Origin of the sequence: Quadrisphaera sp. RL12-1S (assembly GCF_014270065.1) — a bacterium.
Taxonomy (GTDB): Bacteria; Actinomycetota; Actinomycetes; order Actinomycetales; family Quadrisphaeraceae; genus Quadrisphaera.
This window is the reverse complement of sequence record NZ_JACNME010000009.1, coordinates 90618-112647: the sequence shown is the minus strand read 5'-3', so window position 1 is coordinate 112647 and position 22030 is coordinate 90618. Positions and strand designations below refer to the sequence as shown.

The following is a 22030-nucleotide window of genomic DNA, read 5'->3' as shown; positions in this document are numbered from 1 at the left end:
CACGAAGATGACGGAGACTGTGGGATGCCCCAGGGCGTAGTGAAGTGGTTCAACGCGGAGAAGGGTTTCGGCTTCATCGAGCCGGACGACGGCGGGCCTGACCTGTTCGTCCACTTCTCGGCCATCGCGAGCAGCGGGTACCGCTCGCTCGACGAGGGGCAGCCGGTCGAGTACACCGAGGGTCGTGGCCAGCGCGGGCCGCAGGCCGAGGACGTGAACCCGGTCGGCCAGGCTCCCGCGGCTCCCCGTGGTGGCGGCCGTGACAGCTTCGGCGGCGGCCGCGGCGGCCGCGACAGCGGTGGCTACGGCGGTGGCGGCTACGGCCGCCAGGCCGCTCCGGCCCCCCAGCGCGGCGGCGGTGCCGCTGGCGAGGGCACCGTGAAGTGGTTCAACGCGGAGAAGGGCTTCGGCTTCATCGAGCCCTCCGACGGCGGCCCGGACGTGTTCGTGCACTTCTCGGCCATCGCTGACAACGGCGGCTACCGCGAGCTGGCCGAGGGCCAGCCCGTGGAGTTCGAGTCCAGCCCCGGCCAGCGCGGCCCCCAGGCCGACTGGGTCCAGGCCCTCGGCCCGGCCCCGGCCGCCCCGCCGCGCGCTCCCCGTGAGCCCCGCGCCGGTGGTGGACGCGGCGCCGAGCGCCCCCGTGGTGGCGGCGGCCCCGTCATCGCCGAGGGCCAGGCGACCGTGAAGTGGTTCAACGCCGAGAAGGGCTTCGGCTTCCTCGAGCCCGACGACGGCGGCCCGGACGTGTTCGTCCACTACTCGGCCATCGCCGACCAGGGCGGCTACCGCGAGCTGACCGAGGGCCAGCGCGTGGAGTTCCAGGCCAGCCAGGGCCAGCGCGGCCCGCAGGCCGACACGGTGCAGCCCATCTGAGCTGACGCTCCGAGCTGACCGGCTCGAACGCCAGGAGCCCCCGACCGCACCAGCGGTCGGGGGCTCCTCCGCGTGCGGAGGCGGCGCGTCAGGAGCGCTCGACGGACTCCTCCAGCACGGTCCTCCCGAGCGAGGCGTAGGTCTCCGGACGAGCCCGGCGCAGCCACACCGCTCCCAGCGCCGGCAGGACGAAGCAGGCCCCCACGACGTAGGGGATGGCCGTGAAGAACGGTGAGACCGAGCCCGGGCCACCGGCGAAGCTGATGTTGCTGAAGAGCAGGTAGATCACGTAGAGCATCCCCAGCCCGCCGAGGGCCGGCACGACGCCCGTGGTCCAGACGCTGCCCCGGTGGACCTTCTTGACCTGGAAGTACCAGACCACTGCGAAGGAGCAGATCGCCTGCACCAGCAGGATGGCCATGGTGCCCATGAGGGCCAGGAGCGCGTACTGGTACTGGTTGGCGCCCTTCGCCACGTCGCTGCCGTCGGTGGTGAGCACGTAGAAGCCGACCGTCAGCAGCGCCGTGACCACCGTCTGCACCAGGGACGCGGTGTGGGGCGACCCGTGCTTCGGGTGCGTCGACCCCAGCGACCCGCGCAGGGCGGGCAGGTCACGGCCCATGGCGAACAGGTACCGCGCCGCGGCGTTGTGGAAGGCCAGGGCGCAGGCGAAGGAGCCCGAGACGATGAGGAACAGGTAGACGTCGGTGACCCACCGACCGCCCAGGTTCGCCTCCGCCAGGCCGGTGAACAGGCCGATGGAGTCGTTCGCCGCCTTGTCGACCGAGGCCTGGGCGCCGTTGCCGACGATCACCAGCCACGACACCAGCGTGTAGAAGGCGCCCAGCCCGACCACGGCGATGAGGGTGGCCCGGGGGACGATCCGGCGCGGGTTCTTGGACTCCTCGCCGTACACCGCGGTGGTCTCGAACCCCACCCAGGACCAGAGCGCGAAGAACAGGCCGATGGCGCCCGAGCCCGCGGGGAGCAGTGCGGCGGGCGTGCCCGTCTGGATGCCGTACCCGCCGCCCTCGGGCAGCCCCGAGAAGGCCGCGAAGGGGTTCAGCGAGCCCAGCTGCCACCCGTCGGGGCCGCCCCCGTGCGCCACCACCGAGGCCGCGAGCGCCACGAGCAGCACCACCTCCGCGACGAGGAACACCCCCAGGACCGCCGCGGCGAGGGAGATGTCGAAGTAGCCCAGCACCGCGGTCACCGCGATGCAGGCGGCGGCGAGCACCAGCCAGTTGACGTCCCAGCCGAACCACTGGCCCAGCGCGTCGTGGGCGAAGTAGCTGAAGACACCGACCAGGGAGGCCTCGAACACGACGTAGGCCATGGTGGCCAGCGCCCCCGAGGCCGTGCCCCAGACGGTCCCGAGGCCGTGCGTGATGAAGCCGTAGAACGCCCCCGCGGTGGTGATGTGGCGGGCCATGGACACGAACCCCACGGCGAAGAGCGTGAGGATGACCGTGGCCACCACGAAGCCCGCCGGGGCGGCGAGGCCGTTGCCCCAGGCGATGGCGATGGGCACGTTGGCGGTGACGGCGGTGATGGGGGCGGCGTTGGCCACCGCCATGAACAGGACGGCGACGAGCCCGAGGGACCCGGCCTTGAGGGCGGCGGGCGGCGGGCCGCTCGTCGGGACGGCCGCGGCGGGTCCCTGCTGGCCGGGGATCTTCGGGGTGGTGCCGGTGGTCTCGGTGGCCACGACTGGCCCTCCTGGAGCGTGGGGGGACGGTGCCGGCCCGAGCGGGACCGGTCGGTGGCCGGCAGGTTCCTCCCGCTGCGAGGCGAGCGCGTCACCGCTGTGTGACCAGCGTGTTTCAGCCCCTCCGCGGCGGTGCCGGGTGTGGTCTGGTGCGGCCATGACCCCGTTCTCCTCCCTCGCCGGCGTTCGCGTGGCCGTCACCGGCGCCAGCCGCGGCATCGGCCTGGGCATCGCCCGCGGCTTCGCGCGGGCCGGCGCGCGCGTGCTGCTCACGGCCCGCGGTGAGGCCGACCTCGCCGCGGCCGCCGCCGCGCTGCGCGGCGAGGGCGGCGCCGTGCAGCACGCCGCCCTCGACGTCGCCACGGGAGCCGGCTGCGCCGCCCTGGCCCGCGCCGCCACCGACCTGCTGGGCGGCCTGGACGTGCTCTGCGCCAACGCCGGCATCTTCCCCAAGGCCGAGCTGGCCACCATGACCGAGGCCGACCTCGACGAGGTGCTCGCCGTGAACGTCAAGGGCACCGTGCTGGCCGTGGCCGCCTGCGCCCCGCTGCTGGGCGCCTCCGGACGCGGCCGCGTGGTCCTGACCTCCTCGATCACCGGACCCCTCACGGGAGACGCCGGCTGGTCGCACTACGGCGCGAGCAAGGCCGCGCAGCTGGGGTTCATGAGGACGGCGGCGCTGGAGCTCGCCCCGCGCGGCGTCACGGTCAACGCCGTCCTGCCGGGCAACGTGCTCACCGAGGGCCTGCGCGACCTGGGGCCGGAGTACCTCGACACCATGGCCGCCGCCATCCCGCTCGGGCGCCTCGGGTCCGTGGACGACATCGCGGCCGCGGCGCTCTTCCTCGCCAGCGCGGAGGCCGGGTACATCACGGGCCAGAGCATCGTGGTGGACGGCGGCCAGGTGCTCCCCGAGGGGTAGGTGGCAGGCTGCGCGTCGTGCCCAGCAGCGCCGCTCAGCCGCAGCCGTCGTCGTCCTCCTCGTCACCGGCGGTGGGGGTGGTCGTCCGCCCGCAGCAGCCGCCGGAGGCGCTGCGCGAGCACGCCACCACCGCCGAGGCCGCCGGTGCCGACGAGCTGTGGCTGTGGGAGGACTGCTTCTGGGCCGGGGGCCTGACCTCCAGCGCCATGGCGCTGGCGTGGACCTCCTCGATCCGCGTGGGCCTCGGGCTCATGCCCGTGCCGCTGCGCAACGCCGCGCTGACGGCCATGGAGGTCGCGGCGCTGGCGCGGGCCTTCCCGGGCCGGTTCCTGCCGGGCGTCGGGCACGGCGTGCTCGACTGGATGGGGCAGGTCGGTGCTCGCGAGGCCTCGCCCATGACGCTGCTGCGCGAGCACCTGGACGTGCTCGCGCCGCTGCTGCGCGGTGAGCGGGTCAGCGCCGACGGCCGCTACGTCCACCTCGACGGCGTGCAGCTCGACCACCCGCCGCAGGCGGTGCCGCCGCTGCTCGTGGGCGCGCGCGGACCGAAGACGCTGGCCCTGGCGGGGGAGCGCTCCGATGGCGTCATCCTCGACGCCGGGCCGTCGCCGGAGCAGGTGGCCGAGTCCGTGGGGCACACCGGGCGGGCCGGGGACCCCTCCTTCCAGGTGGTGGTGTTCGTGCCGTCGGCGGTGGGGGAGCGCGCCCGCGCGCGCATCGACGCCGAGGCGGTCGGGTGGGGCAACCACCGCCCCGCCACGCCGCTGGTGGGGGCGCCGGAGGAGGTGGCGGCGCTCGTGCGCGCCTACGGTGAGGCCGGCGCGACCTCCGTGGTGCTGCAGCCGGTGGGCGACGGCGAGGACGCCCTCGACGTGGTGCGGCTCGCCGGGGCGGCAGCCCGCCTCATCTGACGTCTGAGGTGTAGATCTCCGCGGACGGGGTACAGACCACACCGTGAGCGACACGACGCAGAAGACCGGAGCCGTCCCGACGATCACCCTCAACGACGGGCGCACCATCCCGCAGCTCGGCTTCGGGGTGTTCCAGGTCCCGCCGGAGGACACCGCCGAGGTGACCGGGCGCGCGATCGAGATCGGCTACCGCCACATCGACACCGCTGAGATGTACGGCAACGAGAAGGGCGTCGGCGAGGCCGTGCGCGCCTCCGGCATCGACCGCGACGAGTTCTTCATCACCAGCAAGCTCAACAACGGCTTCCACCGCCCCGACGACGCGCGGAAGGCCTTCGAGAAGACGCTGTCCGAGCTGGGGATGGAGCAGGTGGACCTGTTCCTCATCCACTGGCCGCTGCCGACCCTCTACGACGGCGACTTCCCCGCCACCTGGCGCGTGCTGGAGGAGTTCTACCGCGACGGGCGCGCCCGCTCGATCGGCGTCTCCAACTTCACGCCGTCGCACCTGCGCCGCCTGGCCGCCGAGACCGACATCACCCCGGCGGTGAACCAGGTCGAGGTGCACCCGTACTTCACCAACGACGCGGTGCGCGCCCACGGGGCCGAGCACCAGATCGCCACCGAGGCGTGGTCGCCGATCGCCCAGGGCCGCGTGCTGGACGACCCGACCATCAGCGAGATCGCCGAGCGCGTCGGCAAGAGCACCGCGCAGGTCACGCTGCGCTGGCACGTCGAGCGCGGAGACATCGTCTTCCCGAAGTCGGTGACGACCGAGCGCATGCAGGCCAACTTCGAGATCTTCGACTTCGAGCTGGCCGACTCCGACGTCGCCGCCATCACCGCCCTCGACAAGGGCGAGGCCGGGCGCACCGGGCCGGACCCCGAGACGTTCGACTACGTCCCCAGCTGACAGCCCCCGGTCAGGGGGTGCGGACGGCGAGCACCACGACGTCGTCCGCGGGCCGGCGCGGCAGCGCCGCTGCGAGCAGGGCGTCCAGCAGCCCCTCCAGCGGCGCTGCCGCGTGCTCGGCCACCAGCGGGCCCAGCAGGGCCGCCAGCGCGGCCGTGCCCTCGTCGAGGTCCCGGTCGCGCCGCTCCACCAGCCCGTCGGAGTGGAGCAGGAGCACCGACCCGGACGGCACCGTGACCACGTGGTCGGTGCGGTGGGTGCTGGGGTCGACCCCCAGCAGCAGCTCGGGCCGGCGCGCCAGGACGCGCGTGCGACCCCCCGGCGAGACGAGCAGGGGCGGCGGGTGGCCGGCGTTGGCCCACCGCCAGCTGCGCGCGCCCGCGCGCCCTGGCGGCGTCAGCACCCCCGCCACCACGGTGGCCGGCGCGGGGACCTCCAGGCGCCGGAAGGCGTCGTCGGCTGCGGTCAGCGCCCGTGAGGGCAGGCCGTCGACCGCCAGCAGGAAGGTGCGCACGGCACCGCTGGCCCGGCCCATGACGGCGGCGGCCTCGACGTCGTGCCCCGCGACGTCGCCCACCACGAGCGCCAGCCGCCCGCCGTCGAGGGGCACGGCGTCGTGCCAGTCGCCGCCGACGTGGTCGCGGCGCCCCGCCGGCAGGTACCTCGCCGCCAGCTCCACGTCGAGCCCGCGCGGCAGGGGTGCCAGCAGCGCCCGCTGGAGGACCTCCGCGGCGCTCGCGCGGTCGGCGAGCAGCAGCGCGCGCCGCACCGCCTGGCCGGTGGCCCCGGCGCAGGACCGCACCACGTCCAGCACGACGTCACCCACCCGGTCGTCCTCGCGCCAGCCGACCGTCAGCGCCCCGACCACGGAGTCCTCGGCCACCAGGGGCACGACCACCCCCGACCTCAGGCCCGAGCGGCGGATCCGCTCGGCGACCGCGGGGAAGTCCGCCTCGACGTCGGCCTGACGGCGGAAGACCAGCTCCTGCCCGGTGCGGCACACGTGCGGGGCGGGTCCGGGGTGGTCCAGCGGGAGGTCGGCCCAGGCCTCCTCCACCTCCGGGGGCATCTGCGCCCGCGAGGCCGTGCGCACCCGCCGCGCGGGCCTGTCGAGGACCGACAGGCCGCCGTAGTCGGCTCCCAGCTTCTCCGTGGCCACCGCGACGACGGCGGCGGCCACCTCGTCCAGCGTGCGGGCCGCGCCCAGCGCCGTCGAGACCTCCAGCACCAGCCGGGTGCGCTCCAGCGAGGCCGCCACCTCCGCCGCAGCGCGCCGGCGCTCGTCGGAGCTGCGGGCCACCACGAGCAGCAGCCCGTCGAGCGGGACCGCCTGCAGCTCGTACCAGCGGGGACCGCCGATGCGCGCCTCCCACGTGGTGGTGGTGCCGGTGCGCACCGCGCGCCGCATCGGCTCCTCGCTGGTCGCGGTGCCGGGCACCGCCTCCCACAGCACCCGCCCGACCACGGCGGCCGGGTCCAGCCCGCTGGCCGCCGCGGCCGCGGGGCTGACCCAGACGACCTCCCACCGGGGGCCGAGGACGGCCACCGGGTCGGGGAAGCTGGCGAGGGCGCGCCGCCACCAGCCCTCGGGCACGGCGGCGGTGGCCCCGCCGTCAGCGCCCCCGTGCACCGGCCGATCGAACCACGGCGCGCCTCACAGGCCCAGCAGGCGCACGCCCGCGTAGGCCACCGCGGCCACCAGCACCCAGGACGCCAGTCCCAGCACCAGCGAGCGCCCGCCGGTGCGCACCAGCACCCGCAGCCGGATGCCGGTGCCGAGGGCGTAGAGCGCGACCACCAGCAGCACCGTCTGCACCACCTGCGCGGCCTCGAGCAGCCCGGCGGGCAGGAGCCCGGTGCTGCGCACGACCACCGCCAGGAGGAAGCCCACCACGAACAGCGGCAGCAGCGGCACCCGGTGCTGCGGGCCGGCGTCGTCCCCCACCGCACCGGCGGCGGCCGCCCGGCGGGCCGCGCGGCGCGCCGACAGCCCCACCCCGGCCACCAGCGGAGCCAGCAGCGCGACCCGCGCCAGCTTGACCACCACGGCGGTCTGCAGCGCCCCGTCCACGCGGCTGGCCGTGGCCACCACCTGGCCGACGTCGTGCACGCTCGCCCCCACCCAGGCGCCGAAGGCCAGCGGGTCGAGCCCCAGCGGACCCGCCAGCGGTGGCAGCACGAGGATCGCCAGGGAGCCGCACAGCGTCACCAGGGCCACCGCGGTGGTGACGTCCTCCTTGCGGGCCTCGGCCAGGGGCTCCACCGCGGCGATGGCCGAGGCCCCGCAGATGGAGAACCCGGTGGAGACGAGCAGGCTGCGACCGGGGGGCAGCCCCAGCGCCCGTCCGAGCAGCAGCGTGCCGAAGAAGGTCAGCGCCACGGTGACGACGACGACGACCAGGCCCTCCCAGCCGAGCGCGAGGACCGCCGCCAGCGGCAGCTGCAGGCCCAGCAGCACCACGGCCGTGCGCAGCAGCCGGCGGCTGGCGAACGCCGTGCCGGGGGCGAGGGCGGCGCGCTGCAGCCCGGTGTTGGCCACCACCACGCCGAGCACCACGGCCACGGTGGTCGGCCCCAGGCCGGGGACCAGGGAGGAGACGACGAAGGCGATCGCGGCGGCCGCCGCGGCGACCAGCAGGCCGGGGACGAGGGGGCGCGCGGCAGCGGTCCCGCGGCGGGGGGCGTCAGCCGCGGCCATCTCGGGCCCCTCCCCGGCGCAGCGGGAGGAGCAGCAGCGCCACGGCGAGCGCGGCGCCCGCGGCGGCCCCCGCCCAGGCGGTCCCGGTGAGGAACGCCCCGCCCCCGCCCTTGGGCCCGAGCAGGTAGCCCGCGAAGCCGCCCGCGAAGGCCAGCGCCACGCCGGTCAGCACCGCCGTGGACGGAGCGGGGCGGCGCCGCCGCGGGGACAGGAGGAGCCCGAGGACGCCGGCGACGGCCCCCAGGACGACGAGGGTCGCGATCCCGACCGCTACGCGCTGCACGCCGCCACGCTAGCCAGCCCGGGCGGGCTCGCGTTGACACGGCGGGGGCGCCAGGGGACGATCGACGTCGCCCATCCAGAGCGGCCGAGAGACCTGGCTCGTCGACGCCGCAGCAACCAGCACGTCCCCCGCGGACGAGGCAGGTGCTCCCGCCAGGACCGATGGAGGAGATCCCTCATGACCTGCACCAGCACCGACGCGCCCGTGGTGGACCTCGCCGGCGCCTTCCGCACGGTGGCCTCGAGCGCCTGGGTGGTCACCACCCGCGCCCCCGAGCGGCCCGTCGGCTTCACGGCGATCTCCGTGGCCTCCGTCTCGGTGGCACCGCCGCTGCTGTCCTTCAACGTCTCGCGCTCCTCCTCCAGCCTGGAGGCGCTGCTGGCGGAGCGCCGGGTGGCGGTGCACCTGCTGGCCGACCACCAGGAGGCGCTGGCGCGCCGCTTCGCCGCCCCCGCCGACGGCCGCTTCCCCGACGACGGCTCCTGGGCCTACGACGAGACCGGCCTGCCGGAGCTGCACGGCGTGGTCGCGCGGCTCGCCGGGCCGGTGCACGACGTCGTGGAGGCCGGGGACAGCGTGCTGCTCCTGGTGCGGCCGCAGGTCACCGCGGTGGCCGGCGGGACGCCCCTGGTGCACCACGCCCGGGCCTACCACCGCCTCAGCGCGGTCTGAGACGCCGACCGGGGCGCGTCAGCCCCGCTGGGCGGAGCGCGGCTCGTCCTCGCGCAGGTCCAGGACCGCCGTCTCCTGGGCGTCGTCGAGCCCGGTCACCGGGACCGAGCCGGCGGCTGCCGATGTGCCGCCCGAGAGCGTGGCCAGCATCTGCCGGACGTTGGCCAGCTGCGCGTTGATGCTGTCCCGGCGCGCCGTGGCCGCGGCCAGCTCGCGCTGCGACTCCGCGCGGACCCTGTCGGCCTGCTCGCGGGCCTGTTCCACCAGCGCGGCGGCCTGCTCCCGGGCCGAGGTGAGCAGCTCCTCGGTGCGCGCCGCCACCTCCTGGTCCACCGCGTCAGCGCGGTCGCGGGCCTGGGCCACCAGCCGCTCGGCGCGCTCCAGCTCCTCGGCCTGGGTGCGAGCCCTCTCGGCGGCCTCGACCTCGGTGCGGTGGCGGCGCGTCGCGAGCGCCAGCTCGAAGTCGGCGGCGGCCTGCGCCGCGCGGGCCCGGGCGTCCTCCCAGGCGGCCTCGGCCTCCTCCTGGCGCGCCACGGCGTGGCGCTCGGCGGCGTCCACGACGTCCTCGGCGCGCCGCTGCGCGTCGGCCAGCACCCGCTGCGCCTGCAGGTCGGCGTCGGCGCGGACGGCGGCGTCGTAGCGGTCTGCCTCGCTGCGGACCAGGCGGGCGTGCGCGTCGGTCTCGCTGCGCAGCGCCTCGGCCTCCGCCTCCGCGCGCGCCAGCACGTCGGACGCCTCCTCCTCGGACAGCGCGAGGATCTGCGCGACGCGGGCGCCGAGGTCGGCGTAGCGGGGCTGGAGCGCCTCCGGGCTCACCACCTCGGCGGCGTCCTCGGCGGCGCGCTCGGTCAGGCGGTGCTCCAGCGCCTGCACCTGCTCCGAGAGCTCGGCGGCCACCTCGCGCGCCTCGCCGAGCGCCTCGGTGACGTGGTGGACGTGCTGGTCGACCTGGGCGGGGTCGTAGCCGCGCAGGACGGTGCGGAAGGAGCCGGTGTCGGGCATGGTGCCTCCGGGGGGTCGCCGGGGACGGGCGCCCTCACCGTGGCAGGGACGCCCGCTGGCCGCTCGTCGAGGAGGCCTCAGGCGCCGCCGGGCGGACCGCGGCGCCACCGCGACCCCGTGCGGCGAGCGCCTCGATGATGCCTGACAGCTGTCCCAGCTCCGCAGCCGCGGTCTCCCGCAGACGGGTGAGCTCCGCCACTTCCGCGGCGAGCCGATCACGCTGGGCGACGGCGGCCGCGCGCTCGCGGTCGGACTCGCTGCGGGCCTCGAGCACCAGCCGGACGGCCTCGGCGCGGGCCTCCCGGCGAGCGTCCTGCGCCTCGCGCTGCGCGCGGGCCACCTCCTCGGCCACCCGGGCTCGCAGCGCACGGGCACCGTGCTCGGCCTCCTCCGCGCGGCGCTGCGAGCGCTCGCGCGCCGTGCCCTCGGCGGCACCGGCCGCCGCCAGCAGCTGGTCGGCCTCCTGGCGGGCCGTGCGCACGAGGCGCACCGCCTCGGCGCGGGCGGACTCCAGCTCCTCGACGGCGCTGCGGCGCAGCTGCTCCGCCTCCTGCTCCAGGCCGCCCAGGCGCGTGCGCACGCGCTGGCTGGCCGTGCTCACGACCGCCTGCAGACGGACCCGGGCGCGCCGCACGGCCGCGGCCGCCTCGGCGTGGCCGCGGCTGCGGGCGGCGCGGGCCTCCTCCTCCGCGGCGGTCAGGAGCGCGTCCACGGTGCTCGTCGTCCAGGCAGTCTGCTCGGCGGCGGCCGCGAGCTCCTTCTCGGCCTGCGCTCGCGCCTCGCGGCGCACCCGCCGGGCCTCCTCGGTGGCCTGCTCCCGGGCGAGGGTCGCCTCGTGGCGCGCCTGGGCGAGCTCGTCGGCGCCGGCGCGGCGCGCGGCGGCGGCGTCCGCGGCGGCGGCGGCCAGCACGCGCTCGGCCTGGGCGTAGGCCTCGGCGGTGGCGCGCTGGGCCTCGATGTGGCCGGTCTCGCGGACCGTGTCGGCCTCGGCGATGGCCTCGGCGCGCTCGCGGGCGGCCGCCTCCCGGGAAGCGGCCATCAGCTGGTCGGCCTCGGCGCGCATGCCGGCCAGCAGCCGGTCGCCCTCCTCGCTGGCGCGCTCGTGGGCGGTGCGGGCCAGCTCCTCGGCGGCGGCGCTGTCGGCCATCGCCTGCGTGACCATGGCGTCCGCCGTGCTCGCAGCCGCCTCGACCACCATGGCCGCCTGCTCGGCGGCGTCCTCGACGATCTGCTGGGCCTCGGCGTGCGCCTCGGCCATCGCGGCGGCCGAGCGGCCGCGCAGCGCGGCCACCTCGGCGGCGGCGTCCTCGTGCTGGGCGCGCAGGGCGGTGACGGCGGCCGACAGGTCGGACGCCTCCCGGCGCAGCCGCGAGGACTCCTCGCGCAGCTCGACGGCGCGGAGCTCGGCCTCCTCCACGGTGCGGCGCGACTCCGCGTCGGCTCCCCGGCGCACCCGCGCGGCGTGGGCCTCGGCGGCGGCGCGCACCGCGTCGGCGTCGCGGCGGGCGGCGTCGGTGAGCTCCTCCGCCTCGCGCCGGGCCTGCTGCGGCAGGTCCCGGGTGCGGCGCTCGGCCTCGGCGCGCACCGCGGCGGCCTCTTCGCGGGCGCGGGCCACCAGGGCCAGGGCCTCGCGCTCGAACTCCTGACGGGCGCGGGCCGCTTCGGCGGCCGTGGCGCGGCGCAGGGCGGCGGCGTCGGCCTCGGCGGCGGCGCGGACGCGCTCGGCGTGGTCCTGCGCCAGGCCGAGCAGGTGGATGGCCCGCTCGGGGGCCTCGGGCCGGGGAGCCGGCCGCTGCGGGCGGGAGACCGGCGGAGCGGCCTCGTGCGCGAGCGCGGCCGGGGCGGCGGGACCGGAGGGCGGCAGCACGACCGGGGACGACAGCGCCCGGCCGCCGGAGCGCGGGCGCACCGGCAGGTCGTCGAGGTCGGGGACCGGGGTCCGCCGGGCGCTGGGCCGGGGCTGCGCCGGCACGGCGTCCGCCGGTGCCTCGTCGGGCCCGGTCGCCCAGCGCCGCCGCTCGGACCTGCGCCGCTCCGGGGCGTCGGTCAGGGCGGAGGTGTCGACGGGGCCGCTGAGGGCGCCGTGCGGGATGCCCGCGGGGGAGGTGGAGCTCAGGTAGCTGCCCTCGGGGACCTCGGGCACCACGGCCGTCGCGCCCCCGGCGGCGCCGGTGAGCCGCTGCGGCCGGTCCGTCCTCATGCAGCCGATGGTGGCACGCGAGGGGCCTCGGAGAGGAGCTTTCGCGGTCTGTCGGAGCGTCGTGTCGTGCTCGACCCGCGCGCCGGCCTCAGCGGTCGAGGGGCAGGGGGTCCGGCCGCTTGGCGGTCAGGCCGTCCCCGCTGGAGCGGCCCTCCAGCCGCCGCCGCACCCACGGCGCCAGGTGGGTGCGCGCCCAGGCGGCGTCCTGCCCGGCGCGCGCCAGGCGGGTCGGAGAGGGCTGCGGGGGCAGTGGGGTGGACCACAGCCGCTCGGCCTCGCCGAGCTCCCCGCCGTGCAGGCCGCGCACCGTCGCCGCGGCGAGCAGGGCCACCCGCTCGTGGCCCTGGGGGGCCAGGTGGATCCGGTCGGGCGCCCACAGCCGCAGGTCGTACAGGGCCCGCATCGACCACAGGTCCAGCACCAGGGCGTCCCAGCGCTGGGCGATGCGCCACACGTGGAGGTTGAAGGTGGCTACGCGCCCGCGGGTCATCCGCACCACCGGCAGGCCCACCGGGTCGAAGCCCGCGCACAGCAGGACCTGGGCGCCGGCGGTGCGGGCCGTCCCCACTGCGTCGTCGAGGGAGGTCGCGAGGGCGTCCACGTCCACGCTGGGCCGCAGGATGTCGTTGCCGCCGGCGCTGATGCTCAGCAGGTCCGGGGCCAGCGCCAGCGCGCGCGGCAGCTGCTCGTCGAGGACCTCGCGCATCCGCTTGCCGCGCACGGCCAGGTTGGCGTACTCCAGCGACCGGCCCGCGGCGCGCGCGTCGTCGTCGAGGAGCTCGGCGAGGCGGTCGGCCCACCCGCGGTGCCGGCCCGGGGTGCGGGGGTCGGGGTCGTCGATGCCCTCGCTGAAGGAGTCTCCGACGGCGACGTACCGCCGGTACGTGCGCAGCGGTGCAGCGTCCACGCGGCGCACGCTAGCGCCCCTCGCCCAGGAACTCGTTGCTCAGGGCAGCGACCAGTCCACCGGGTCGGCGCCCTGCGCCCGCAGGGCGTCGTCCACGGCGGTGAAGGGGCGGGAGCCGTGGAACCCCCGTGAGGCCGACAGCGGGCTCGGATGGACCCCGCTGATGACGGCGGTCCCGGCGAGCAGCGGCGCGGCGGTCTGCGCGTCCCGCCCCCACAGCACCGACACCAGCGGACCGCCCCGGGTGGCGAGGGCGCGCACGGCGGCGTCGGTGACGCGCTCCCAGCCGAGGCGCCGGTGGGAGCCGGAGTCCCCCGCGCGCACGGTGAGCACCCGGTTGAGCAGCAGCACGCCCCGCTCCGCCCACGGCGAGAGGTCCCCCGTGCTGGGGGAGGGCAGCCCCGTGTCGGCCACCAGCTCCTTGAGCAGGTTGCGCAGCGTCGGGGGCAGCGGCCGCACGTGCGGTGCCACGGAGAACGCGAGCCCGACCGCGTGCCCGGGGCGCGGGTAGGGGTCCTGTCCGAGCAGCAGCACCCGCACCGCCTCCAGCGGCTGCTCGAAGGCGCGCAGCACGTGCTCGGGCGCCGGCAGCACCTCCTCGCCGCCCGCGCGGCGCGCGGCGAGCTCGGCCCCCAGGCGGGCCAGCTCCTCCTCGACGGGCGCCAGGGCGGCGGCCCAGCTGGGGTGGACGGCGGCGAGCGGGGACGGCGGGAGGGGAGCGGGCACGCTCCCACGCTGCCCTGCCGGGCGCGCCTCTGCCAGGGTGGGGCGGTGGCGCTGTCGCAGCGGGACCTGGAGGTGCTGGCCCTGGAGCGGCGCACCTTCCGCCGCCGCGGCGAGAAGGAGCAGGCGGTCCGCGACGAGCTGGACATGTCGGCCACCCGCTACTACCAGCGCCTCAACGCCCTCCTGGACGACCCGGACGCCCTCGCCGTCGACCCGGTGCTCGTCGGACGGCTGCGGCGGCTGCGCGCGCAGCGCACCGCGGGGCGCGACCTCGACGTCGACCCCCAGCCCGAGCCCGGCCCCTGACGCGCCGCGCGTCAGCGCGTTCCACCCTCGCAGCGCCCCCCGAGCACGTACCGTCGACGCGTGAGCTCGCCGTACCCGCGTGACGACTTCGACGCCGTCACCCCGCCGCGCGACGGCCGCCGCGGCGCTCACCGCGCCGCGCCCGCGCGCCCCGGCGGCGTCCTCGCGCCCGTGGTCGTGGCGCTCGTCGTGGCGGCCTCGGTCGGCGTCGGCGTCGTCGCCTACAGCACCCTCGGCAACCCCGCCTCCGCGTCCGGCGCCGGCGCGGCCGCGGCAGCAGCCGGGACCGAGCCGTCCGCCGCCGCCCAGGACCCCTCCGCCGGCGCGGGCGCCGCCTCCGCTCCCGCGGCGTCCCCGGCCGGGTCGCCGAGCGCGAGCTCCTCGGCCTCCGCGGGCGCGAAGGCCCCCGTCGTCGTCCTCAACGGCACCTCCACCTCGGGCCTCGCCGCGAAGGAGGCGGCGAAGGTGCGGGCCCAGGGCTGGCAGGTCGCCAGCACCGGCAACGCCAGCGCCGCCCAGCGCTCCGCCCACGCGGCCACCACCGTGCTGTACCCCAGCGCGCAGCTCGAGGGCTCCGCGAAGGCGCTCGCGGCCGCGATCGGCGCCACCGCGGCCCTGGACCCGTCGGCGCAGGCCGGGTCGCTGACGGTCCTCCTGCGCTGACCCGCGCCCCCGCCCGTCCTCCGCGGGTGGGACAGCGCCTCGGACGGGGGGCAGGCCCTGCGGAGCCCCACCGGCGGCGGCCCCGAGATCCGTCTGCCGCAGGTCGCGCGGGGTGGTGGGCGCCGCGCGCCGCCCGCGGACGCGGCGGCGGCGCGGCCCGGAGGCCGCCGGCACGCCGCTGACCTGCTCGTGGACCTCGCCCAGCGGGCTCGCGGGCCGCTACCCTGCGGCTCGGTCGATCAGTTCAAGTGGCGACAGGACTCCTCCAGCACGCACGCCAGGGGGGCCGCACGGGGGGCCGCGAGGTCCCACGGACTCCAGACCCGGGGTCGGGCGCACTGCCCCTCCTCGACCACCGCACCGCTGCAGGAGCACGCACCATGGCACTCGGAACCGTGAAGTGGTTCAACGCTGAGAAGGGGTACGGGTTCATCACCGTCGACGGTGGCCCGGACGTCTTCGTCCACTGGTCCGCCATCCAGATGGACGGCTACCGCTCCCTCGAGGAGGGGCAGGCCGTCGAGTTCGAGGTCGGCACCGGTCAGAAGGGCCCGCAGGCGGAGGCCGTCCGCCTCGCTGGCGCCTGATCCCCTGGTCCGACGGCGCCGTCCCCCGCGGGGGGCGGCGCCGTCGGCGCGTCCGGGGTGCGCCCGACGGGAGGGCGTGTTTGCACTCGGCGGGTGAGAGTGCCAATCTGGTACCTGGCACTCGGTGACCCCGAGTGCCAGCACAGGACCTGGGAGCCCAGCGCTCCCCGGCCGTGCTGGGCGAGCCGCAGGCCCCCGGGTGCAGGCCCGGCGGGACGGCGGCGTCCGTCGCGGGCGCCCGGCCGGTCGGCAGCACCACCCGAACCGCCTGATACGCCACCCGTTCCGGAGGAGCACCGCTCATGGCGAAGACCATTTCCTTCAACGAGGAGGCCCGCCGCGGTCTCGAGCGGGGCATGAACACCCTCGCCGACGCCGTCAAGGTCACCCTCGGCCCCAAGGGCCGCAACGTCGTGCTGGAGAAGAAGTGGGGCGCCCCCACGATCACCAACGACGGCGTCTCGATCGCCAAGGAGATCGAGCTCGAGGACCCCTACGAGAAGATCGGGGCCGAGCTCGTCAAGGAGGTCGCCAAGAAGACCGACGACGTCGCGGGTGACGGCACCACCACCGCGACCGTCCTCGCCCAGGCGATGGTCCGCGAGGGCCTGCGCAACGTCGCCGCCGGCGCCAACCCGATGGCCCTCAAGCGCGGCATCGAGAAGGCCGTCGCGGCCGTCTCCGACCAGCTGCTCGCCAACGCCGTGGACGTCGAGACCCGCGAGCAGATCGCGGCGACCGCCTCGATCTCCGCCGCCGACGCCGCCATCGGCGACCTCATCGCCGAGGCGATGGACAAGGTCGGCAAGGAGGGCGTGATCACGGTCGAGGAGAGCAACACCTTCGGCCTGGAGCTCGAGCTCACCGAGGGCATGCGCTTCGACAAGGGCTACATCTCGCCCTACTTCGTCACCGACGGCGAGCGCATGGAGGCGGTGCTCGAGGACCCGTACATCCTCATCGCCAACTCCAAGATCTCCTCGATCAAGGACCTGCTGCCGCTGCTCGAGAAGGTCACCCAGTCGGGCAAGCCGCTGGTGATCATCGCCGAGGACGTCGAGGGCGAGGCCCTGGCCACGCTCGTCGTCAACAAGATCCGCGGCATCTTCCGCTCCGCCGCCGTCAAGGCGCCGGGCTTCGGCGACCGCCGCAAGGCCATGCTCCAGGACATCGCGATCCTGTCCGGCGGCCAGGTCATCTCCGAGGAGGTCGGCCTCAAGCTCGACACCGCGGGCCTGGACCTGCTGGGCCGCGCCCGCAAGGTGGTCATCACCAAGGACGAGACCACCATCGTCGAGGGTGCTGGCGACGCCGACCAGATCGCTGGTCGCGTCAACCAGATCCGCACCGAGATCGAGCGCAGCGACTCCGACTACGACCGCGAGAAGCTCCAGGAGCGCCTCGCCAAGCTCGCCGGCGGCGTGGCCGTCATCAAGGCGGGCGCGGCCACCGAGGTCGAGCTCAAGGAGCGCAAGCACCGCATCGAGGACGCCGTCCGCAACGCGAAGGCGGCCGTCGAGGAGGGCATCGTCGCCGGCGGCGGCGTGGCCCTCATCCAGGCCGGCTCCAAGGCCTTCACCGACCTGCAGCTCTCGGGTGACGAGGCGACCGGCGCGAACATCGTCAAGGTCGCCATCGAGGCCCCGCTGAAGCAGATCGCCGTCAACGCCGGCCTCGAGGGCGGCGTCGTGGCGGAGAAGGTGCGCAACCTCCCCGTCGGGCAGGGCCTGAACGCCGCCACCAACGAGTACGTCGACATGGTCGGCTCGGGCATCATCGACCCGGCCAAGGTGACGCGCTCCGCCCTGCAGAACGCCGCCTCCATCGCGGCGCTGTTCCTCACCACCGAGGCCGTCATCGCCGACAAGCCGGAGAAGGCCGCTGCGGCCCCGGCCGGTGGCGACGGCGGCATGGGCGGCATGGACTTCTGATCCAGGAGCCCAGGCAGCTCGGCCAGACCGGCTGAAGCCCGAAGGGCGGCACCCCTCGCCGGGGGTGCCGCCCTTCGTCGTCCCCGGGGTCCGGCAGAGTTGGGCCGTGAGCGCTGACAGCGACGTGCGTGCCACGACGCGCCCCCACTGGTTCGAGCAGCACGACCCGTCCCAGGGGGTGCTGCCCGCCCGCGCCGCGCTGCGCTCGGACGCGCCCGAGCTCGACCTGTCCGGCCACTGGCGCTTCCGCTGGAGCCCGCGCGCCGACGTCGAGGAGTCCTTCGCCGAGCCCGGCTTCGACGACTCCTCCTGGGACCTGCTCGCCGTGCCCGGCCACTGGCAGCTCGCGCCGCAGAACGCCGACGGCCGTTACGGCCGGCCCGCGTACACCAACGTGCAGTACCCCTTCCCGGTCGACCCGCCCTTCGTGCCGGACGAGAACCCGACCGGCGACCACCGCGTCGTCGTCGTCGTCCCCGACGACCTCGCCGCCGTCGTGGCGGCCGGAGGCCGCGCGGTGCTGCGCTTCGAGGGCGTCGACTCCGCCTTCCGGGTGTGGGTGGACGGCTCGGAGGTGGGCCGCTCCGTCGGCTCCCGCCTGGTCAGCGAGTTCGACGTCACCGACCACCTCCCCTCCGAGGGGGAGGAGGTCGTCGTGGCCGTGCGGGTGCACCAGTGGTCCTCGGGCTCCTACCTGGAGGACCAGGACATGTGGTGGCTGTCGGGGATCTTCCGCGACGTGCGCCTGCTGGGCCGCCCCGCGGGCGGTGTCGACGACGTCCACGTGCACGCCGGCTACGACCACGCCGCCGGCACCGGCTCCCTGCGCGTGGAGGTGACCACGGCCGGCGGTGCAGCAGCTCGCGTGCTCGTGCCCGAGCTCGGCCTCGACCTCGCGCCCGGCGAGGCGGCCGTCGTCCCCGTCGACCCGTGGAGCGCGGAGTCCCCGCGCCTGTACGACGCCGAGGTGGCCACCGCCACCGAGCGCGTCCGTCTGCGCATCGGCTTCCGCACCGTCGCGATCGTCCCGTCGGACACCGGCGACTGGGACGTCTTCACCGTCAACGGCGCCCGCACCCTCCTGCGCGGCGTCAACCGCCACGAGGTCTCCGCAGACCGCGGCCGCTCCACCACCCCCGCCGAGGACCTCGCCGACGTGCTGCTCATGAAGCGGCACGGCGTCAACGCCGTCCGCACCAGCCACTACCCGCCGCACCCGCGCTTCCTCGACCTGTGCGACGAGCACGGGCTGTGGGTGGTCGACGAGTGCGACCTGGAGACCCACGGCTTCTGGTTCACCGGCTGGCGGCGCAACCCCTCCGACGACCCGGCGTGGGAGGCGCCCATGGTCGACCGGATGGTGCGCACGGTGCACCGCGACAAGAACCACGCCAGCGTGGTCATGTGGTCGCTCGGCAACGAGTCGGGCGTGGGCCGCAACCTGACCGCCATGGCGCGCGCCGCCCGCGAGGTCGGCACCGGCCTGCCCCTGCACTACGAGCACGACTGGGGCTACCACGACGTCGACGTCTACAGCCGCATGTACGCCTCCCACGCCGAGGTCGAGCGCATCGCCCGCGGCGCGGAGGCGCACCTCGGCAGCGACGAGGCGATGGAGCAGGACGGGCAGACCGCCGGTCCCCGCGACGACGCCGCCGACGCGCGCCGCCGCCGGCTGCCCTTCGTGCAGTGCGAGTACGTGCACGCCATGGGGCTGGGCCCGGGCGGTGTGGCGGAGTACCAGGACCTCTTCGAGTCCTCCGACCGCGTCCTGGGCGGCTTCGTGTGGGAGTGGATCGACCACGGCCTGCGCCAGGTGGTCGACGGCCGCGAGCGCTGGGCCTACGGGGGCGACTTCGGCGAGGTCGTCCACGACGGCAACTTCGTGGCCGACGGCCTGGTCTTCCCCGACCGGACGCCCTCGCCCGGGCTGCTCGACGTCGCGACCGCCTACGCGCCAGTGAAGGTGGTGCCCGCCGCTGGCGCGCCCGCCGGGGCACCGGCGGTGACGGTCACCAACCGCTACGACGTCCGGGACCTGTCCGGCGTCTCCCTGCGCTGGGTGCGGGAGGACGACGGTCAGGAGGTCGCCAGCGGTGAGCTGGCCACCCCCGACCTCGCGCCCTGGGCCTCCGCCGACGTCGCGCTGCCGCCGGCGGCCCTGGTGCCGGCGCGCGCGGGGGCTGCCGAGCGGTGGGTCACGGTGACGGCCACCTCCCGCGCGGACGAGCCGTGGGCCGCCGCCGGGCACGTGCTCGGCTCCGGCCAGGTGGCCCTGGACGCGCCGCCGGCGCCGTCCCCGTCCCCCGCGGGGGGAGCCGCGCCCGTCCGGCGTGGGGCCGACGTGCTCCTCGGTGGCGCGGCGTTCGAGGCGAGGACCGGCGCGCTCCACCGCCTCGGCGGGCTGCCGGTGGGCGGCCTGCGCCTGGACCTGTGGCGCGCGCCCACCGACAACGACGAGGGCGAGAACGGCAAGATCGCCGACGCCTGGCGCGAGGCGAAGCTGCACCAGCTGACCCACCAGGTGCGCGACGTGCGGGTGGAGGACGGCTCGCTCGTGGTGGTCACGCGCGTGGCGCCCCCGCTGCACGACCACGGGGTGCTCGCCACCTTCCGCTGGACCGCGCTGGAGCCCGACCCCGCCGGTGGTGCCGCGGTGCGCCTCGACGTGCACGTGCAGCCGCAGGGCGAGCAGTCCCTCCCGTGGCCGCGCCTCGGGGTGCGCCTGCACCTGCCCCGCGCCCTCGACCGCGTCGCGTGGTTCGGCCGCGGACCGGGCGAGGTCTACCCCGACACGGGCCTGGCAGCCCGCGTGGGGCGGTTCAGCGCCTCGGTGGCGGAGCTGCAGACGCCGTACGTCATGCCGCAGGAGAACGGCCACCGCGCCGACGCCCGCTGGCTGGAGCTGACCGGTGGGGAGCCGGCCGGGAGCCCGCGCACGCCAGGCCTGCGCGTGGAGGGCAGCCCCACCACGGGCTTCACCGCCCGCCGGTGGACCACCGAGCAGCTGGCCGCCGCCCGCCACCACGCCGCGCTCGTGCCCGGACCCGACCTGGTGGTCACCCTCGACGCCGCGCTGCACGGCACCGGCACCGCCTCGTGCGGACCGGCCGTGCTGCCGCAGTACGTGCTGCACCCGGCCGAGCGCACGTTCTCGCTCACCCTGCGGGAGCTGCCCGCCTGAGAAACAGCGGGGGGCGTGCCGGCAAGGGGTGGGGTGTGAGCCCGCCCCAGCCCCCTCCGGCCGAGAGCGCCGAGCAGCGCTTCCGGACGCTGTACGCCGATGTCCACGACGACGTCCTCCGCTTCGTGCGGCGCCGCTCGCCCGTCGAGGCGGTGAGCAGCGCGGAGGACGTCGTCGCCGACGCGATGCTCGTCGCCTGGCGCCGCTTCGACGACGCTCCGCGCCGCCTCGACGCCCAGCGCGCCTGGGTGTTCGGGATCGCCCGGAACTGCCTGCTGACGGCCCACCGCGGGCGAGGCCGGCGTGGTGCGCTGGCGGTGCGCGTCACCGACGGTGCGGCCGCCGCGGAGGCGGCGACCAGCCCGCACGACGAGCTGGTCGCCGGGCTCGACCTCGCCGCCGCCTGGCGGCGCCTGTCCTCGGTCGAGCAGGAGGTGCTGGCCCTCACCGTCTTCGAGGACCTCACCTCCGCGCAGGCGGCTCTGGTGCTCGGCACCACGCCCACCGGCTACCGGCTGCGCCTCATGCGCGCCCGCCGCGCGTTGCGCTCCCTCCTCGCCGTCGACGACGACGCCGCGGAGCCCGCTCCGGCGCCGCGCCGCGCCTCCCCGCCCGCGACCGACGCCCTGGAGGCGACCCGATGAGCCAGAGCCGCATCCCCGACACCTCTCTCGACGCCGCCCTGCGTCGTCTCGATGCGGCACCGCGGGCGCCCCTCGACGACGTCGCCCGTGTGCGCGCCACCTCTGCGCTGGAGCGGACGCTGGCGGTCGGGCAGCTGCCTGGCGCGCGCACCGCCGGGCGGCGCGACCCCCTCGTCCCCCGTCCGCGGCGCAGCAGGGTCCGCGTCGCGCTGCTCGCCGGTGCTGCCGCGGCCGTCGCGGTGGGCGTCGGGGCCACCCAGGTGCTCGGCGGTGGCGCCACGGCGTACGCCTCGTCCTGGGTGCCGGTGCCGAGCGCCGCCAGCCCCGCCGACGTCGCCGCCGCCCGTGGGGCCTGCGCCGGGTCCGCGACCTCTGTGGCCGGTGACCGCGCCGACCAGCTCCAGCCGCGTCTGGCCGAGCGCCGCGGTGATCTGGTGGTCGTCGCCCTGGACGACGGGACCGCCACGCCCGTCACGCTGACGTGCGTCGTGGCGCTTCCGCCCGGTGGGCGTGCTGCGTTCGTCGCTGCTGGTGGTGGCGGGGGCGGTGCGCGCCCCGCCTCGGACGCCCTGGGTCCGCCGGGGATCTTCCAGCAGACCACCCCGGGTGACGAGCTGTCGATCGTCGACGGCCTCGTCGGTGACCGGGTGCGGGCGGTGACCGTGCGGACCGCCGAGGGGCGGGTGGTCGAGGCGACGGTGCAGGACGGTCACTACGCCGCCTGGTGGCCGGGCCTCGCGATGAGGCGGACCACCGAGCCCTTCCCGGAGGGGAGCGGCGGTGGCTGCGCCGGTGACTGCGACGGCACGCGGCTGGTGGAGGACTTCACCCTCGACGTCACGCTCGCCGACGGCACCGTGGTCCGGGGCCTGTCTGCCTCCGGCGTCTGAGTGGTCC

General features: G+C 76.5%; 20 protein-coding genes. 12 read left to right on the top strand and 8 right to left on the bottom strand.

What is annotated here, in order from left to right; genetic code table 11:
• Positions 1-24 precede the first annotated feature (24 nt).
• On the top strand, positions 25-876 hold the full coding sequence (locus H7K62_RS24140) for a cold-shock protein (protein ID WP_370591807.1): 852 nt from the start codon (positions 25-27) through the stop codon (positions 874-876).
• A gap of 88 nt (positions 877-964) precedes the next feature.
• Here the strand turns inward: H7K62_RS24140 and H7K62_RS15850 are convergent, their stop codons facing one another.
• Entirely contained in the window at positions 965-2584 is a 1620-nt protein-coding gene (locus tag H7K62_RS15850) for an APC family permease (protein WP_222437703.1), read from the bottom strand.
• 157 nt (positions 2585-2741) lie between these two features.
• Between H7K62_RS15850 and fabG the strand changes: the two genes are divergently transcribed.
• Genes fabG through H7K62_RS15835 form a run of 3 tightly spaced genes read left to right on the top strand, consistent with a single transcriptional unit; the run spans position 2742 to position 5330 of the window.
• A complete protein-coding gene (gene fabG / locus H7K62_RS15845; RefSeq protein ID WP_186720059.1) occupies positions 2742-3506 on the top strand; it encodes a 3-oxoacyl-ACP reductase FabG in 765 nt (254 codons plus the stop codon).
• Positions 3507-3523: 17 nt separating this feature from the next.
• Complete coding sequence (locus H7K62_RS15840) at positions 3524-4417, top strand: LLM class flavin-dependent oxidoreductase (protein ID WP_222437702.1); 894 nt, start codon at positions 3524-3526, stop codon at positions 4415-4417.
• Positions 4418-4460: 43 nt separating this feature from the next.
• Positions 4461-5330, top strand: coding sequence for an aldo/keto reductase (locus tag H7K62_RS15835; protein ID WP_186720057.1), 870 nt, complete (start codon positions 4461-4463; stop codon positions 5328-5330).
• A 10-nt stretch (positions 5331-5340) separates the two neighbouring features.
• Here H7K62_RS15835 and H7K62_RS24135 read toward each other — a convergent pair whose 3' ends face one another.
• Genes H7K62_RS24135 through H7K62_RS15820 form a run of 3 tightly spaced genes read right to left on the bottom strand, consistent with a single transcriptional unit; the run spans position 5341 to position 8311 of the window.
• Positions 5341-6960 carry a SpoIIE family protein phosphatase gene (locus tag H7K62_RS24135; RefSeq protein WP_186720048.1) on the bottom strand — a complete coding sequence of 540 codons (1620 nt, stop codon included), beginning with the start codon at positions 6958-6960 and terminating at the stop codon, positions 5341-5343.
• A gap of 24 nt (positions 6961-6984) precedes the next feature.
• Positions 6985-8028 carry a YeiH family protein gene (locus tag H7K62_RS15825; RefSeq protein WP_186720045.1) on the bottom strand — a complete coding sequence of 348 codons (1044 nt, stop codon included), beginning with the start codon at positions 8026-8028 and terminating at the stop codon, positions 6985-6987.
• The gene (locus tag H7K62_RS15820) at positions 8015-8311 is read right to left on the bottom strand and encodes a GlsB/YeaQ/YmgE family stress response membrane protein (RefSeq protein WP_186720044.1); all 297 of its coding nucleotides are present in this window, start codon (positions 8309-8311) and stop codon (positions 8015-8017) included. The genes H7K62_RS15825 and H7K62_RS15820 overlap by 14 nt, the downstream gene beginning before the upstream one ends.
• Before the next feature lie 177 nt (positions 8312-8488).
• On the opposite strand from H7K62_RS15820, the gene H7K62_RS15815 reads away from it, so the two are divergent.
• Positions 8489-8983: a flavin reductase family protein gene (locus H7K62_RS15815; RefSeq protein WP_186720037.1), complete on the top strand. Its 495-nt coding sequence runs from the start codon at positions 8489-8491 to the stop codon at positions 8981-8983.
• 18 nt (positions 8984-9001) lie between these two features.
• Here the strand turns inward: H7K62_RS15815 and H7K62_RS15810 are convergent, their stop codons facing one another.
• The 4 genes from H7K62_RS15810 to H7K62_RS15795 form a co-directional block, all read right to left on the bottom strand.
• The gene (locus tag H7K62_RS15810; RefSeq protein WP_186720035.1) at positions 9002-9985 is read right to left on the bottom strand and encodes a coiled-coil domain-containing protein; all 984 of its coding nucleotides are present in this window, start codon (positions 9983-9985) and stop codon (positions 9002-9004) included.
• A 34-nt stretch (positions 9986-10019) separates the two neighbouring features.
• The gene (locus tag H7K62_RS15805; protein ID WP_186720033.1) at positions 10020-12185 is read right to left on the bottom strand and encodes a coiled-coil domain-containing protein; all 2166 of its coding nucleotides are present in this window, start codon (positions 12183-12185) and stop codon (positions 10020-10022) included.
• 88 nt (positions 12186-12273) lie between these two features.
• A complete protein-coding gene (locus tag H7K62_RS15800) occupies positions 12274-13092 on the bottom strand; it encodes an SGNH/GDSL hydrolase family protein (RefSeq protein WP_186720031.1) in 819 nt (272 codons plus the stop codon).
• A 39-nt stretch (positions 13093-13131) separates the two neighbouring features.
• A complete protein-coding gene (locus H7K62_RS15795; protein ID WP_370591806.1) occupies positions 13132-13818 on the bottom strand; it encodes a uracil-DNA glycosylase in 687 nt (228 codons plus the stop codon).
• 45 nt (positions 13819-13863) lie between these two features.
• Between H7K62_RS15795 and H7K62_RS15790 the strand changes: the two genes are divergently transcribed.
• The 7 genes from H7K62_RS15790 (at position 13864) to H7K62_RS15760 (ending at position 22023) form a co-directional block, all read left to right on the top strand.
• Positions 13864-14124: a DUF3263 domain-containing protein gene (locus H7K62_RS15790; RefSeq protein ID WP_370591805.1), complete on the top strand. Its 261-nt coding sequence runs from the start codon at positions 13864-13866 to the stop codon at positions 14122-14124.
• A 60-nt stretch (positions 14125-14184) separates the two neighbouring features.
• The gene (locus H7K62_RS24130; RefSeq protein WP_186720029.1) at positions 14185-14787 is read left to right on the top strand and encodes a LytR C-terminal domain-containing protein; all 603 of its coding nucleotides are present in this window, start codon (positions 14185-14187) and stop codon (positions 14785-14787) included.
• 380 nt (positions 14788-15167) lie between these two features.
• Positions 15168-15374, top strand: a complete 207-nt coding sequence (locus H7K62_RS15780) for a cold-shock protein (protein ID WP_186720027.1) — start codon at positions 15168-15170, stop codon at positions 15372-15374.
• Between the two features lie 302 nt (positions 15375-15676).
• Complete coding sequence (gene groL, locus H7K62_RS15775; protein WP_186720025.1) at positions 15677-17305, top strand: chaperonin GroEL; 1629 nt, start codon at positions 15677-15679, stop codon at positions 17303-17305.
• 106 nt (positions 17306-17411) lie between these two features.
• On the top strand, positions 17412-20489 hold the full coding sequence (locus H7K62_RS15770; protein WP_370591804.1) for a glycoside hydrolase family 2 TIM barrel-domain containing protein: 3078 nt from the start codon (positions 17412-17414) through the stop codon (positions 20487-20489).
• A gap of 35 nt (positions 20490-20524) precedes the next feature.
• Positions 20525-21133 carry an RNA polymerase sigma factor gene (locus tag H7K62_RS15765; RefSeq protein WP_186720023.1) on the top strand — a complete coding sequence of 203 codons (609 nt, stop codon included), beginning with the start codon at positions 20525-20527 and terminating at the stop codon, positions 21131-21133.
• Positions 21130-22023, top strand: coding sequence for a hypothetical protein (locus tag H7K62_RS15760; protein WP_186720020.1), 894 nt, complete (start codon positions 21130-21132; stop codon positions 22021-22023). The genes H7K62_RS15765 and H7K62_RS15760 overlap by 4 nt, the downstream gene beginning before the upstream one ends.
• Positions 22024-22030: the final 7 nt, after the last annotated feature.